The organism is Streptomyces sp. 2A115 (assembly GCF_052245575.1).
Classification (GTDB): Bacteria; Actinomycetota; Actinomycetes; order Streptomycetales; family Streptomycetaceae; genus Streptomyces.
The window spans coordinates 20,685-34,224 of the sequence record NZ_JBQQCG010000007.1 but is presented as its reverse complement, the minus strand read 5'-3'; the positions used below and the strand labels follow the sequence as shown (position 1 = coordinate 34,224).

Annotated in this window: 14 protein-coding genes; 9 read left to right on the top strand and 5 right to left on the bottom strand. The window is 70.3% G+C overall.

The genetic code is table 11. The features are described 5' to 3' along the window. Positions 1-4: 4 nt before the first annotated feature. Together ACTWQR_RS08660 and ACTWQR_RS08655 are read left to right on the top strand one after the other, a co-directional pair. Positions 5-151, top strand: a complete 147-nt coding sequence (locus ACTWQR_RS08660) for an SCO1431 family membrane protein (RefSeq protein ID WP_443226349.1) — start codon at positions 5-7, stop codon at positions 149-151. A gap of 86 nt (positions 152-237) precedes the next feature. Then, complete coding sequence (locus ACTWQR_RS08655) at positions 238-957, top strand: TetR/AcrR family transcriptional regulator (protein ID WP_443226348.1); 720 nt, start codon at positions 238-240, stop codon at positions 955-957. Here the strand turns inward: ACTWQR_RS08655 and ACTWQR_RS08650 are convergent. Beyond that, a complete protein-coding gene (locus ACTWQR_RS08650) occupies positions 954-2,207 on the bottom strand; it encodes a glycoside hydrolase family 18 protein (protein ID WP_443226347.1) in 1,254 nt (417 codons plus the stop codon). The genes ACTWQR_RS08655 and ACTWQR_RS08650 overlap by 4 nt on opposite strands. Before the next feature lie 343 nt (positions 2,208-2,550). Here ACTWQR_RS08650 and ACTWQR_RS08645 point away from each other — a divergent pair, with 343 nt between their 5' ends. After that, entirely contained in the window at positions 2,551-3,723 is a 1,173-nt protein-coding gene (locus tag ACTWQR_RS08645) for an acyl-CoA dehydrogenase family protein (protein WP_443226346.1), read from the top strand. Here the strand turns inward: ACTWQR_RS08645 and ACTWQR_RS08640 are convergent. Then, positions 3,686-3,949 (bottom strand): hypothetical protein, encoded by a 264-nt coding sequence (locus ACTWQR_RS08640; RefSeq protein ID WP_443226345.1) that lies wholly within the window; start codon positions 3,947-3,949, stop codon positions 3,686-3,688. The genes ACTWQR_RS08645 and ACTWQR_RS08640 overlap by 38 nt on opposite strands. Positions 3,950-4,138: 189 nt before the next feature. On the opposite strand from ACTWQR_RS08640, the gene ACTWQR_RS08635 reads away from it, so the two are divergent. Both ACTWQR_RS08635 and ACTWQR_RS08630 read left to right on the top strand, forming a co-directional pair. Continuing rightward, positions 4,139-5,266 (top strand): hypothetical protein, encoded by a 1,128-nt coding sequence (locus ACTWQR_RS08635; protein ID WP_443226344.1) that lies wholly within the window; start codon positions 4,139-4,141, stop codon positions 5,264-5,266. Positions 5,267-5,297: 31 nt separating this feature from the next. Next, positions 5,298-6,392, top strand: a complete 1,095-nt coding sequence (locus ACTWQR_RS08630) for a phosphotransferase family protein (RefSeq protein WP_443226343.1) — start codon at positions 5,298-5,300, stop codon at positions 6,390-6,392. 44 nt (positions 6,393-6,436) lie between these two features. Here ACTWQR_RS08630 and ACTWQR_RS08625 read toward each other — a convergent pair whose 3' ends face one another. Beyond that, a complete protein-coding gene (locus ACTWQR_RS08625) occupies positions 6,437-6,874 on the bottom strand; it encodes a hypothetical protein (RefSeq protein WP_443226342.1) in 438 nt (145 codons plus the stop codon). Between the two features lie 266 nt (positions 6,875-7,140). Between ACTWQR_RS08625 and ACTWQR_RS08620 the strand changes: the two genes are divergently transcribed. The 4 genes from ACTWQR_RS08620 (at position 7,141) to fxsA (ending at position 11,251) form a co-directional block, all read left to right on the top strand. Continuing rightward, positions 7,141-7,581 carry an Lrp/AsnC family transcriptional regulator gene (locus ACTWQR_RS08620; RefSeq protein WP_443226341.1) on the top strand — a complete coding sequence of 147 codons (441 nt, stop codon included), beginning with the start codon at positions 7,141-7,143 and terminating at the stop codon, positions 7,579-7,581. Between the two features lie 46 nt (positions 7,582-7,627). Beyond that, complete coding sequence (locus ACTWQR_RS08615; RefSeq protein WP_443226340.1) at positions 7,628-9,244, top strand: amidohydrolase; 1,617 nt, start codon at positions 7,628-7,630, stop codon at positions 9,242-9,244. A gap of 554 nt (positions 9,245-9,798) precedes the next feature. Next, the gene (locus ACTWQR_RS08610) at positions 9,799-10,566 is read left to right on the top strand and encodes a polyprenol monophosphomannose synthase (protein WP_443226339.1); all 768 of its coding nucleotides are present in this window, start codon (positions 9,799-9,801) and stop codon (positions 10,564-10,566) included. 97 nt (positions 10,567-10,663) lie between these two features. Then, positions 10,664-11,251 (top strand): FxsA family membrane protein, encoded by a 588-nt coding sequence (fxsA, locus tag ACTWQR_RS08605; RefSeq protein ID WP_443226338.1) that lies wholly within the window; start codon positions 10,664-10,666, stop codon positions 11,249-11,251. Positions 11,252-11,524: 273 nt separating this feature from the next. On the opposite strand, the gene ACTWQR_RS08600 is transcribed toward fxsA, so the two are convergent. Together ACTWQR_RS08600 and ACTWQR_RS08595 are read right to left on the bottom strand one after the other, a co-directional pair. Continuing rightward, positions 11,525-11,899, bottom strand: a complete 375-nt coding sequence (locus ACTWQR_RS08600) for an RNA polymerase-binding protein RbpA (protein WP_003977404.1) — start codon at positions 11,897-11,899, stop codon at positions 11,525-11,527. Between the two features lie 254 nt (positions 11,900-12,153). Then, complete coding sequence (locus tag ACTWQR_RS08595; RefSeq protein WP_443226337.1) at positions 12,154-13,509, bottom strand: MFS transporter; 1,356 nt, start codon at positions 13,507-13,509, stop codon at positions 12,154-12,156. Positions 13,510-13,540: the final 31 nt, after the last annotated feature.

The window sequence follows — 13,540 nt, the reverse complement described above, 5'->3', positions numbered from 1 at the left end:
TGCCATGACCACGACCTCTGCCGCCGCCGGACGCGTCCGGGCCCGCACCGGCGGCCCCAAGGGCGACGGTCCGAAGATCGTCGAGCACATCGCGGGCTGGACGTTCGTGGTGGTGCTGGCGATGCTCGTGACGCGGCTCGGCCTGGTCTGAGGCTCTCGAAGAGAGTCGAACAGGCTGGTGGCGCAGGTCTGCAATACTGCGGATGTCCCGCTCGCAGTTGGAGACCAGGTCCGGAATTGAATAATAGTCAACAGAGCGGCGTCGACCGCCCCGGAGCGCGCGGCACCGACCGCTCCTTGGCACGCCGTGCCGAACTCATCGCCATCGGGCGGAAGTTATTCGCCGACACGTCGTACGACGCCCTGTCGATGGATGACATCGCGAAGCAGGCGCACGTCGCCAAGGGATTGATCTACTACTACTTCAGATCCAAGCGCGGCTACTACCTGGCGATCGTCCAGGACTCGGTGGCCGATCTGATCTCCCGGGCGGCCGGCGGTCTCGAACTGCCCCCCGAGGAACGAGTGCACCGCACCATCGACGGCTATCTGTGCTACGCCGAGCACAACCAGGCCGCGTACCGCACGATCATCAGCGGCGGTGTCGGTTTCGACGCCGAGGTGCACGCGATCCGGGAGAACGTGCGGGAAGCCATCGTCGAGACCATCGCCGAAGGGGCGTACGGGAGACGGAAGATCGCCCCGCTGCCCCGCACGGCGCTGCTCGGCTGGCTGTGCGGCGTCGAGGGCGCCACCCTCGACTGGATCGACCACTACGGCCTCTCGCGCGACCTCATGCGCGAACTGCTGGTGAAGATGCTCGGCGGCACGCTGCGCGCCATCGAGGAGCTCGACGCCGCCTACCCGGCCCCGCGGCCCGCCCGCCGCGACGCCGTGAGCGAGGGGCGGGAGTCCGGCGACAGACTCCCGCCTCAAGTGCCGTACGAACGCGGCTAGTTGATCGCCTTGATCAGCTCGCCGTTCGAGGTGTCACCGCTCAGCTCCCAGAAGAACGTGCCGCCCAGGCCCTGCGCGTTCTTGTAGGTCATCTTCCCGGCGATGGTCGACGGGGTGTCGTAACTCCACCAGTTGGTCCCGCACTTGGCGTACGCCGTGCCGCCGACCGTGCCGGTCGCCGGGCACTTCGTCTTGAGCACCTTGTAGTCGTCGATGCCCTGCTCGTACGTCCCCGCCGCCGGGCCGGTGGCGGTGCCGCCGGGCGCCGCCTGGGTGACCCCGGTCCAGCCGCGTCCGTAGAAGCCGATGCCGAGCAGCAGCTTCGAGGCCGGGATGCCCAGACCCTTCAGCTTGGTGATCGTCGCGGAGGTGTGGTAACTCGCCTTCGGGATCCCGGAGTAGGAGTTCAGCGGCGAGTGCGGAGCCGTCGGACCGGTCGCGTCCCAGGCGCCGAAGAAGTCGTACGTCATCGGGTTGTACCAGTTGACGTACTGGGCGGCGCCCGCGTAGTCCGCAGCGTCGAGCTTGCCGCCGCTCGTCGCGTCGGCCGGGATCGCAGAGGTGACCAGCGCGGAGCCGCCGAACTTCGCGCGCACCGCCGACATCAGGTTCTTGTACGCCGCCCTCCCGCTCGTGTCACAGGTGGCACCGCACGCGTTCGGGTACTCCCAGTCGATGTCGATCCCGTCGAAGACGTCCGCCCACTTCGAGTTCTCGACCAGGTCGTAGCAGGACTGGGCGAACGCCGCCGGGTTCCTGGCGGCCTCGGTGAAGCCCGCCGACCAGGTCCAGCCGCCGAAGGACCACAGGACCTTGAGGTTCGGGTGGAGCTTCTTGAGCTCGCGCAGCTGGCTGAAGGTGCCGCGCAGGGGCTGGTCCCAGGTGTCGGCGACCCCGTCCACGGACTCGGCCGCGGTGTAGGTCCGCTCGGTCGCCGCGTAGGCGTCGCCCATCGCGCACTTGCCGCCGGTGACATTGCCGAAGGCGTAGTTGATGTGCGTCAGCTTGGCCGCGGAGCCGGACGTCTGGATGTTCTTGACGAGGTACTTGCGGTCGTAGGTGCCCCATTCGGTGAAGTAGCCGACGACCTTGGAGCCGGCTGCCGTGGGCGCGGCGGCCTGCTCGGCCGTGCCGACCGCGGTGGCGGAGCCCGCGCCGGCGAGCAGCCCCGCGCCGAGAACGGCACAACACGCGGCGGAGAGGAGCGCCCGGAAACGGAAGCGGGCGCGGGGGCGGTGCGGTCTGAGCATCGTGTCTCCTCGTGGGGGAGGGGAGCGTGGGGGAAGTGGTGCCGGACCTGCTGCGTCCTTTTGGCATGAACGCGTTAGATGCTGGGGGAACAGTAGGAGGACTAGACCAGTGCGTCAATGGTTCGGACCAATTTGAATCTCCGTGGCCGCGCCTGCGAATGTGGCGTAATTAACGGTCGTTAACACGTGACGCACTGCCCCGGATCGGGCATACTCACAGCGCCACAGCCGCTGGTCAGTAGCTTCCGTGACCCGGAGCCGCACCATCGACTGGGTCACGCAAGACCCGGCGGAGCCACCTCACCCCGTGTGTCCGTCGGCCGACAGGGAGGAGAGCGTCGCCATGCCTGACCGCGCCCCGCAGCCGGTGGACCGGCAACTGCCCACGGACGAGGCCCGGGACCTGATCTCGCTCGTCCGCGACATCGCGCAGCGCGAGATCGCCTCGAAGGCGGCCGCCGAGGAGGACGCTGGACGCTTCCCGCGCGACGTCTTCACGCTGCTCTCGGAGTCGGGACTGCTCGGCCTTCCGTACGACTCCGAGTACGGCGGCGGAGACCAGCCGTACGAGGTCTACCTCCAGGTCCTCGAAGAGCTCGCCGCGGCCCGTCTCACCGTCGGCCTCGGCGTGAGCGTGCACTCGCTGTCCTGTCACGCCCTCGCCAACTACGGCACCAAGGAGCAGCAGGTCGAGCACCTGCCGGAGATGCTCGGCGGCGGCCTCCTGGGCGCCTACTGCCTCTCCGAGCCGTCATCCGGATCCGATGCCGCCAGCCTGCGTACGAAAGCGGTCCGGGATGGCGACGACTGGGTGATCACGGGCACCAAAGCCTGGATCACGCACGGCGGAGTCGCCGACTTCTACACCGTGCTCGCGCGCACCGGCGGGGAGGGGGCGCGCGGCATCACGGCGTTCCTGGTGCCCGGCGACGCCGAGGGGCTGAGCGCCGCGATGCCGGAGAAGAAGATGGGTATGAAGGGCTCGCCCACGGCTCAGGTCCACTTCGACGGGGTGCGGGTCCCCGACGACCGGCGTATCGGCGACGAGGGCCAGGGCTTCGCGATCGCCCTCTCCGCGCTCGACTCCGGGCGGCTCGGCATCGCGGCCTGCGCGATCGGCGTGGCGCAGGCGGCGCTCGACGAGGCGGTCGCGTACGCCACCGGGCGCCGGCAGTTCGGCCGGCCGATCGCCGATTTCCAGGGCCTGCGCTTCATGCTCGCGGACATGGCGACGCAGATCGAGGCGGGCCGGGCGCTCTACCTCGCCGCCGCCCGGCTGCGCGACGCCGGGCGGCCCTTCGCCAAGCAGGCGGCCATGGCGAAGCTGCTGTGTACCGACGCGGCGATGAAGGTCACCACCGACGCCGTCCAGGTGCTCGGGGGGTACGGCTACACGGCCGACTTCCCCGTCGAGCGCTTCATGCGCGAGGCCAAGGTGCTGCAGATCGTCGAGGGCACCAATCAGATCCAGCGGATGGTCATCGCCCGTCACCTCGCGGGTCCCGAATCGCGCTGAACTGCCCGTACCCGTACATGGCCGAGGGTGCCGCGAGCCGGGCCCACTCCGGGTCGTGGCGCCCCGGCAGGGTGCGGCCCCGGTCGGCCCAACTGCGGATCAGGGCGCGGTAGATGGGGGGATCCAGGGGCTGCTGAGGCTGCTGGGGGCCATGCGGAACCGATTCTCCCGGCAACGGGACGAGGATGCGGCGGCGACGGCCCGTCTCGGCGTATGTGGGGGTCATACCGAGACCAACGCGGCCAAGGGAGGACAGGTCACCGGCGCACGGATTCGCCCGTCAGTTCGCGCGGGGCCCGTACGAGGGCACCCGGAACCCTGGCCCCGGCGGTACTCCTGACGTACCGTCAACTTCGCCGCCGGGGGCCGCACCCCTCCGGGCGACGTCACCCTCTGCCGCGCCCAGGGAGAGCCGATGGCCGACGACGACCGCCCCGTAGCGCTCGACGAGTACCCCGTCCACCAGGTCCCCCTCTCGATGAAGCACGTGGCGACGGGGGACCGGAACGCGTACGACCGGTGCATCTTCCACGTCTTCGACCACCAGGGGCGCGCACTGCTCATCCTGGGGCTCGGCGTGTATCCGAACCTCGGAGTGATCGACGCCTACGCGACCCTCCGGATCGGGGACACCCTGCACGCCGTCCGCGCCTCGGACGCGCTGGACGACGACACCCGGATGAAGATGGCCGTCGGCCCGTTCCGGATCCTTGTCGAGCGCCCGCTGAAGGACTTCGTCCTGAGCTGCGCGGCCGACCCCGACGACCCGGACGGGCTGTCGTACGAGATCAACTGGTCGGCGGACTTTCCGGCGCTGTGGGAGCCGCATCACCTCCAACGCCGGGGCCCCCGCCTCACCTTGGAGGGCAGACGCTTCGCCCAGGCGGGCCGGTGCGACGGCTGGATCCGGGTCGCGGGGGAGGAGATACGGCTCTCGGCCGGCGACTGGACCGGCACCCGGGACCGCAGCTGGGGCACACGCCCCATCCCCGGCGAGGAAGGCGGCCGCCTCGCCGAGGAACACCGGACCGAGGGCTTCCACTGGATCTGGTCTCCCGTCCGTTTCGAGGACCGCTTCCTGATGGTCATCACCCAGGAGGACGCCGACGGATACCGGACCCTCAACGACGCGACGCTCGTGCGCCAGGGAGAGCGCGACCGCCAACTCGGCTGGCCCCAGGCGGAGATCAAATACCGCAGCGGCACCCGGCACCCGGAACGCGCGGTCGTTCATCTGGGCGATCTCCGCAAGCCGATGGAACTCGGCGTCGAGGTTCTCGCCTCCTCCCCGCTCGCCGTCGGCGCCGGCTATCCGCCGGCCGACGACTGGCAGCACGGCACCTGGCGCGGCCGCGGCTGGACCGACCGCCGAACGTACGACCTGTCCGATCCGGCCGCGCATCGGCTCGCCGCGTACGGGGTCACCGATCACGCCGCCCGCTTCACCCTCGACGGGCAGATCGGGCACGGGATCTTCGAGCACGGCTCGTTCGGGCGGCACGACCCGAGCGGGTTCACCGGCTTCGACTCGGGCGCGCCTTGAGGGAGTTGAAGAGAGAGGGAGGGATCGGGACATGGCAACGGCACCCCGTCCGCGTACCACCACCCGCGACCCGGAGGAACTCGCCCAGCGGCTGACCGCATGGCTCGGCACGCGACTGCCCGGCGCCAAGGCGGTCGACGTCCGAGTTCCCGAGTCCAACGGACTGTCCAGCGAGACCCTGCTCTTCGACATCGAGCACCCCGAACCACCGGCCCACGCCTGCGCGTTGAGGCTCGCGGCGGACCCGGCGGCGTACACCGTCTTCCCGGTCTACGACCTGCCGCGCCAGTACCGCACCATGCGCCTGGTCGGCGACCGCTCGGACCTCCCGGTGCCGCGTGTGCTGTGGCTGGAGGAGGATCCAGGGCCGCTCGGGGCGCCCTTCTTCGTCATGGAGCGCGTCGAGGGCCGCGTACCGCCCGACGTCATGCCCTACACGTACGAGGGGAACTGGCTGCACGGGGCGAGCGACGCCGAGCGCGAGCGGCTGGAAGCCGCCTCGGTCGGACTCCTCGCGAGGCTGCATGACCAAGTCCCGGTGCACGATGCCGGCTTCCTGTCCGCGCCGGGCGACGGCAGCCCGCTGCGGAATCACGTGGAGGCCCAACGCGCCTACTACGAATGGGTGATTGACGGGCTGTCACGCTCACCCCTCATCGAAGACGCCTTCCACCGGCTCGACGCGCTCTGGCCGAGCGACGAGGGCGAGGCGGTGCTCAGCTGGGGCGACGCGCGCATCGGGAACGTCATCTACGACGGCTTCGAACCCGCCGCTGTCCTCGACTGGGAGATGGCGGCCCTGGCCCCGCGCGAGGTCGACCTCGGCTGGATGATCTACCTGCACCGCTTCTTCCAGGACCTCACCGTGAGCTTCGGGCAGCGCGGACTGCCCGACTTCCTGCGCCGCGACCGCGTGGAGCGACGCTACGCCCGACTCACCGGCCACACACCGCGGGACATGGATTTCCACATCCTGTACGCGGCCCTGCGGCACGCCGTCGTCATGCTGCGCGTGGCCTACCGTCAGGTGCACTTCGGTGAAGCCGCCGTCCCGGCGGACCCGGACACACTGATCCTGCACCACGACAGCCTGCGAGCCATGGTGCAGGGCAGCTACGGGGACTGAGGACCGCTCAGCGGGGACCGGGCTGAGTACGGGCTATGTACCGCTCAGGCGGCCTGGCGGCGCATCACCGGCACCCGCATGGGGCGCGAGCCGGGGCCACCGACGTGCGAGAAGGGCTGGGTCCGCCAGTCGAGCCCCTGAGGGAGCGTCAACAGCAGGGCGGTCTCCTGCTCCTGGGCCTCCATCGTCTCGTCGGCGGGCCGGGAGTCGGCCGCCGCGCGGCCCGTACCGGCGCAGACCGTGAGCCCGAACGGGTTCCACGGTGAGGCGCACAGCGCGTGCTCCGGCAGGACCTCCTCGTCGGCCAGCAGCGCGATGGGCTGCGCGCAGTCCGGGCAGATCACCCGGTACATCTCGAAGGTGTCGTACGCGTCGAACTCCTCGCCGTCCACGGCGTCCGGTTCGACGCCCTCCGGCTCGGGCTCGACAACAGGCTGCTGCCGCTTGGGTGCGGTGCGACCAGGGCGCTTCAGACTCTGCATGGGCTACTCCCCCTCAGGTGGGCCGACAAGGCGCTGCGACCTCGACCACAGCAAGCACTTCCCGTCCCGTCTCGGCGGTAATCACGACAACATCACGGAACCGATCGGCATCATGTGGCGTTCGTCACATGCCAGCCGCAGGTGCCCGACCCGGCGGATTTGTCCGCCACGCGCCCCGCCGGCTGCCCCCGGGCAGGTCACAAGCCGGGTATGACCTGCGCCGCTGAGGTATCCGAGGGGATCAAGGGACCTGTAGGTTCTCCGCCATGGAGGAGCTGGACCGCCACATCGTGCAGCTGCTCGTCGAAGACGGGCGGATGAGCTACACCGACCTGGGCAAGGCCACGGGCCTGTCCACGTCTGCCGTGCACCAGCGGGTGCGCCGACTGGAGCAGCGGGGCGTCATCCGCGGCTATGCCGCGGTCGTCGACCCGGAGGCCGTCGGGCTGCCGCTGACGGCCTTCATCTCGGTGAAACCGTTCGATCCCAGCGCCCCGGACGACATCGCGGAGCGCCTGGCGGGGGTCCCGGAGCTCGAGGCGTGCCACAGCGTCGCGGGCGACGAGAACTACATCCTCAAGGTCCGCGTCGCGACGCCGCACGAGCTGGAGGAGCTCCTCGCGCGCGTGCGCACACTGGCGGGCGTATCGACGCGTACGACGGTGGTTCTCTCCACGCCGTACGAGGCTCGGCCGCCGAAGATCTGAGGCCCCGTGCGCGGGGCGTGCGCGCCGAGGGGCGAGACTGTTCTCCATGAGTGAGAGCACCGCCACCGTCCGAACCGTTCTGCTGCGCGGCGGGGAGGTCCACAGTCCCGCCGACCCGTTCGCCACCGCGATGGTCGTGGAACGCGGGCAGGTCGCCTGGGTCGGTTCCGAAGGCGCGGCCGACGCGTTCGCGGACGGCGTCGACGAGGTGGTGGACCTCCAGGGGGCGCTCGTCACCCCGGCGTTCACCGACGCACACGTGCACACCACGTCCACCGGCCTCGCTCTCACCGGCCTCGACCTCTCCGGCGCCCGCACGCTCGACGAGGCGATGGCTCTCGTCCGGGACTTCGCGGCCGGCCGCCCCGCCGACCGGGTGCTGCTCGGCCATGGCTGGGACGCGTCCCGCTGGCCCGAACAGCGGGCGCCGCGGCGGGACGAACTCGACGAGGTCGTCGGCGGCCGCCCGCTCTACCTCAGCCGGATCGACGTCCACTCGGCCGTCGTCACCACGGCCCTGCTGGACCTGGCGCCGGGCGTGCGCCGGGCGGCCGGCTTCCAGGACCGCGCTCCGCTCACCCGCGACGCCCACCACGCTGTACGCGCCGCCGCGTTTGCGGCCGTCACCCCTGAGCAGCGCACCGAGGCCCAGCGCGCCGCCCTGCGGCACGCGGTCTCGCTCGGCATCGGCTCCGTCCACGAGTGCGGGGGCCCGGAGATCTCCTCCGAGGACGACTTCACCGGGCTGCTGAGGCTCGCTGCCGAGGAGGCCGGGCCCCGGGTCGTCGGCTACTGGGCCGAGCAGGATGTCGAGAAGGCCCGTGCCCTGGGAGCGGTCGGCGCGGCGGGCGACCTCTTCGTGGACGGCGCCCTCGGTTCGCACACGGCCTGCCTGCACGAGCCGTACGCCGACGCCGACCACGCCGGCACGGCCTACCTCGACACAGCGGCCATCGCCGCCCACGTGGTGGCCTGCACCGAGGCGGGCCTTCAGGCGGGCTTCCACGCCATCGGGGATGCCGCCGTGACCGCCGTGGTCGAAGGCATGCGCGCCGCCGCCGAGAAGGTCGGCCTGGCCCGCGTGCGTGCCGCCCGGCACCGCGTGGAGCACGCTGAGATGCTCACCCCCGAGACGATCACCGGGTTCGCCGATCTCGGCCTCACCGCCTCCGTGCAGCCCGCCTTCGACGCGCTGTGGGGCGGCGAGGACGGCATGTACGTCCAGCGCCTGGGGGCCGAGCGGGCCCGTTCGCTCAACCCCTACGCGGCCCTGCTGCGCACCGGTGTGCCGCTCGCCTTCGGCTCCGACAGCCCGGTCACCCCGCTCGATCCGTGGGGCTCCGTCCGTGCCGCGGCCTTCCACCGGACTCCCGAACACCGGGTCTCCGTGCGCGCCGCGTTCACGGCGCATACGCGAGGTGGCTGGCGGGCGGTCGGACGGGACGACGCGGGGGTCCTGGTGCCGGGTGCGCCCGCGGACTACGCGGTGTGGCGCACCGACGAGCTCGTCGTGCAGGCCCCGGACGACCGGGTCGCCCGCTGGTCGACCGACCCGCGTTCCGGCACCCCCGGACTGCCCGACCTGACGCCCGGAGCGCAGCTTCCCGTCTGCCTGCGCACCGTGGTGGGCGGCCGGACGGTATTCGTACGGCCGGAGGAGTGATGTCCCGGGGTGGCGAGGTGTCGATCAGTGCCCGCCGCCTGTCGTGCGACCTGCGTATCCTCCCCGCTGACCAGGCATTTGATGGGAAATCCCCAGGTCAAACGGCTGTTGACAGCGAGCGGCAGGTGGCCGGTAGGTTCGGCCGGGTCCACCACCGGACGTCCGACCGGTGAACTTCCGCGAAGTCGCCGCAGCGCAGTTGGGTCAGGGGTGATGTGCCGCACCGGCGCACCACCACTGGGAGCCAGGCCCAGCGCCCGCGCCACGGGGCGAGGGAACGTTCCGGCCGGATGGTGTGACCCGGGTGGGGCCCGGACGCTCAGTAGACAACGGCTTTCGGTCGACCCGCAGCCAGCGGGTCCCAGGTCGGCCCGAAGGGCGCCGGGCCCCGATCCGCAGCATTTCCCCCTCTTGGGGCCGTTACTTCCCGCCTCCCAGGGTCCCGTTCTTGGGCGCCAACCTGTCGCTCGAGGCTCTGAAGTGGGCGCCTCACCAGCGTGAAGAGCGGCGCTCGCTATGGTGGAGCCCCTAAACGGAAGTCTTAAGGGGAAGCTGTGAACGACGGCGGTGGGCGGCGGTTCGGTCCGCTCGGCACGACCTTGGTGATCATCCCGACCTACAACGAGGCGGAGAACATCAAGGCGATCGTCGGCCGGGTGCGGGCTGCCGTGCCCGCGGCGCACATCCTGATCGCCGACGACAACAGCCCCGACGGCACCGGCAAGCTCGCCGACGAACTGACCATCGAGAGCGACCAGATCCACGTGCTGCACCGCAAGGGCAAGGAAGGCCTCGGGGCCGCCTACCTCGCGGGCTTCCGCTGGGGTCTGGAGCACGGCTACGGCGTCCTGGTCGAGATGGACGCCGACGGCTCGCACCAGCCCGAGGAACTGCCCCGGTTGCTCACCGCGCTCAAGGGCGCCGACCTGGTCCTCGGCTCCCGGTGGATGCCGGGCGGGCGGGTGGTGAACTGGCCCAAGTCCCGTGAGTTCCTCTCGCGCGGCGGCAGCCTGTACTCGCGCGTCCTGCTCGACGTGCCGATCCGCGACGTCACCGGCGGTTACCGCGCTTTCCGCCGAGAGACCCTCGAAGGGCTCGGCCTCGGCGACGTCTCCTCGCAGGGCTACTGCTTCCAGGTCGACCTGGCGCGGCGGGCCGTAAAAGCCGGTTTCCACGTGGTCGAGGTGCCCATCACCTTCGTCGAGCGCGAGCTGGGCGACTCGAAGATGAGCCGGGACATCCTGGTGGAGGCTCTGTGGCGCGTGACCACGTGGGGTGTGGGGGAGCGGGCCGGGCGGATCCTGGGACGCAAGCAGTCCTGAGGCCGGTGATGGGCCCTTCTGGGCCGGGTTCGGCTCCACAGCTCCCGCTGACCACCTGCTTATCCCGTACTGAGCCGCACCCAGGCACACTGGACGCATGACGACTGGCGCTTCGACTCCGACGTACCCCGCCCGGCCGCGGCGCTCGCGGCTGCTCAGGTTCCTGCCGCTCGGTATCGCCGCATGGCTGGTGCTGGAGATCTGGTTGCTGACCGTGGTGGCGGGCGCGGCAAGCGGCTTCACGGTCTTCCTGCTGCTGGTCGCCGGATTCGTCCTCGGCTCGGTGGTCATCAAGCGTGCCGGACGCCGGGCTTTCCGCGTCCTGAGCGAGACGCTGCAACAGCAGCAGAGCGGCGGGGTGCTGCCACAGGGCGAGCGGGGTGCCGAGGGCAACGGCCTGATGATGCTGGGCGGTCTCCTGCTGATGCTGCCGGGCCTGATCTCCGACGCGCTCGGCCTGCTACTGCTCATCCCCCCGCTGCAGAAGGCCCTCAGCCGCTACGGGGAGCGCACCTTCGAGCGCAAGATGCGCGAGGCCACACCGGGCACTCTCGGTGACGCCTTCCAGCAGGCCCGTATCCACCGCCCCGATGGCAAGGTCGTCCCGGGTGAGGTCATTCGCGAGGACGTACCGCGGGGGACCGGGGAGGACACGGGTTCGCCGCGTCCGCCGCTTAACAGCTGAGGCCTGGGCGGGCGGCTGTTCGCTTGGCCGAGGGGGTCGGCCCGCGTTTCCGGCGCGGGTCGACCCCCTCGACGCGTCCGGCGCGCGACCGGTGGGTGAGGACACCGCCAACCGGCGCCGCACAAAAACCGCACGACGCACAGAACCGCACGACGCACAGAACCGAACCGCACGCAAAAGCCGACCGTACGCACAAAACCGCAGGCACCGTACAAAAGGTACGGTGCCTGCGGTCGCGTGCGTGCGCTGTATGCCGCCCAACCCCCGGAGGGGCTACGCGGACTTGCGGCTGTCCCGCGGATGGACCGCGATGTTCATGGCTCCGGAGCGAAGTACGGCCAGACGCTCTTCGAGAACCTCTTCGAGCTCCTCACGCGTACGCCGCTCCATCAGCATGTCCCAATGCGTCCGCGCGGGCTTGGCCTTCTTCTCTTCAGGGCCGTCGCCGTCCACCAGGAGTGCCTGGGCCCCGCAGACCTTGCACTCCCACTCCGGCGGGATCTCCGCCTCCACCGAGAAGGGCATCTCAAAACGATGGCCCTTCTCGCATGCGTACTCCACGGCCTGGCGCGGGGCCAGGTCGATGCCGCGGTCCGTCTCGTAGCTGGTCACCACGAGGCGCGTGCCGCGAAGAGCTCGCTCACTCATGAATCGTGCCTCCCGGGCTTGTCGCCCACAGGACAGGTGTCGCTGTCGTCGTCATCCGGTCAACGTCCGGTCGGCGGTAAAGATTCCCGTTCCGGGTCATGCGTCGCCGTCGTAGCCGCCCTTGTTGTACCCACCCACGCCCGGTTTGTCACATCTGAGAGCAGATGTCACACACCGTTTCGGCACCTTTGACGCGCAGTAACGGTACGCCTGGCAGGCCAAACGCGTACACTACCGGCCTTTGGCCTCCGGCGCTAAATCGTGTCCGGAACGGGGTTGCCCGCATCGCGTACCGCCTGCCGCACCGGAACCCTCGCGAGCAGCACAAATCCCAGCACGAAGAAGGCCACGAGCGAGATGATCGCGTCCCGATAACTTCCTGTCAGCTGGTAGGTGAGCCCGAACAGAAGCGGGCCCAGCCAGCTCATGCCGCGGTCGCTCATCTCGTACGCCGAGAAGTACTCGGCCTCCTTGCCGGGCGGCACCAGATGCGAGAACAGGGAGCGGGACAGAGCCTGGCTGCCGCCGAGGACGAGCCCGATGCCGGCGGCGAGGACGAAGAACCAGACGGGGGCGTTCGCGGGCAGGAAGTATCCGGCGCCCAGCGTGAGGGTCCAGGCGATCAGGGAACCGAGGATGGTCCGCTTGGCGCCGTACGTCCGGGCCAGTCGGCCCATCCCCAGGGCGCCGGCCACCGCGAGCAACTGGACCAGCAGCACGGCGACGATCAGGGTCGACTGACCGAGGCCCAGTTCCTCGGAGCCGTACACGGAGGCCTGTGAGATGACCGTCTGGATGCCGTCGTTGTAGACGAGATAGGCCAGTAGGAAGGCGAGCGTCAGCGGTTGGCGGCGCATGTCCCGCACGGTGGCGGCCAGTTGCCGCCAGCCATGCACGGACGTGGACGTCCCCGAAGGGGACGTCGTACGGCGGTCGCGCAGCCGCTTGAGCGGTATGAGGGTGAAGGCACCCCACCAGACGCCCGCCGAGGCCAGACAGATGCGGACGGCCGTGGCCTCCGAGACGCCGAAGCTGTCGTGCGCCGTGTACAGCACCAGGTTCGCCACCAGGACCAGCGCACCGGCCGCGTAACCGAAGGCCCAGCCCTTCGACGAGACGGCGTCGCGCTCCTCGGGCGGGGCGATCTGCGGCAGGTAGGAGTTGTAGAGCACCATCGAGACGGCCACTGAGGCGTTGGCCACAATCAGCAGGAAGCCGCCCAGCAGATAGCGGTCGCCGTCCAGGAAGAACATGCCCGTGGTGGCTGCGGCCCCCGTGTAGGCGGCGGCCGCGAGCAGCGGCTTCTTGCGGCCGGATCGGTCGGCCGCAGCGCCCACCAGCGGCATCACGAGGACCGAGAGGATCACGGACGCGGACACGGAGTACGCGAAGAAGGAGCCCGCGCGGATCGGGATCCCCAGCGGATGCACGAACCCGTCCGCGTCCGCCGCCGACTTGGCCACCGATGTCAGATAGGGGCCGAGGAACACGGTGAGCACGCTCGTCGAGTAGACGGAGCAGGCCCAGTCGTAGAAGTACCAGCCGCGTTGTTCGTACCGCCGCTCGGCGGCCTCCTCGGCCGCCCGTTCCCGCACGGTGTCGGTGCCCACCCGTGCCCTCGCTTCCCCGTCGCATCCCCGT

Coding starts and splice junctions, on each gene's coding strand:
- ACTWQR_RS08660 (WP_443226349.1), top strand. CDS start 5: ATGACCACGACCTCTGCCGCCGCCGGACGCGTCCGGGCCCGCACCGGC.
- ACTWQR_RS08635 (WP_443226344.1), top strand. CDS start 4,139: ATGGCCGACGACGACCGCCCCGTAGCGCTCGACGAGTACCCCGTCCAC.
- ACTWQR_RS08600 (WP_003977404.1), bottom strand. CDS start 11,899: ATGAGTGAGCGAGCTCTTCGCGGCACGCGCCTCGTGGTGACCAGCTAC.
- ACTWQR_RS08650 (WP_443226347.1), bottom strand. CDS start 2,207: ATGCTCAGACCGCACCGCCCCCGCGCCCGCTTCCGTTTCCGGGCGCTC.
- ACTWQR_RS08645 (WP_443226346.1), top strand. CDS start 2,551: ATGCCTGACCGCGCCCCGCAGCCGGTGGACCGGCAACTGCCCACGGAC.
- fxsA (WP_443226338.1), top strand. CDS start 10,664: ATGACGACTGGCGCTTCGACTCCGACGTACCCCGCCCGGCCGCGGCGC.
- ACTWQR_RS08615 (WP_443226340.1), top strand. CDS start 7,628: ATGAGTGAGAGCACCGCCACCGTCCGAACCGTTCTGCTGCGCGGCGGG.
- ACTWQR_RS08630 (WP_443226343.1), top strand. CDS start 5,298: ATGGCAACGGCACCCCGTCCGCGTACCACCACCCGCGACCCGGAGGAA.
- ACTWQR_RS08640 (WP_443226345.1), bottom strand. CDS start 3,949: ATGACCCCCACATACGCCGAGACGGGCCGTCGCCGCCGCATCCTCGTC.
- ACTWQR_RS08625 (WP_443226342.1), bottom strand. CDS start 6,874: ATGCAGAGTCTGAAGCGCCCTGGTCGCACCGCACCCAAGCGGCAGCAG.
- ACTWQR_RS08620 (WP_443226341.1), top strand. CDS start 7,141: ATGGAGGAGCTGGACCGCCACATCGTGCAGCTGCTCGTCGAAGACGGG.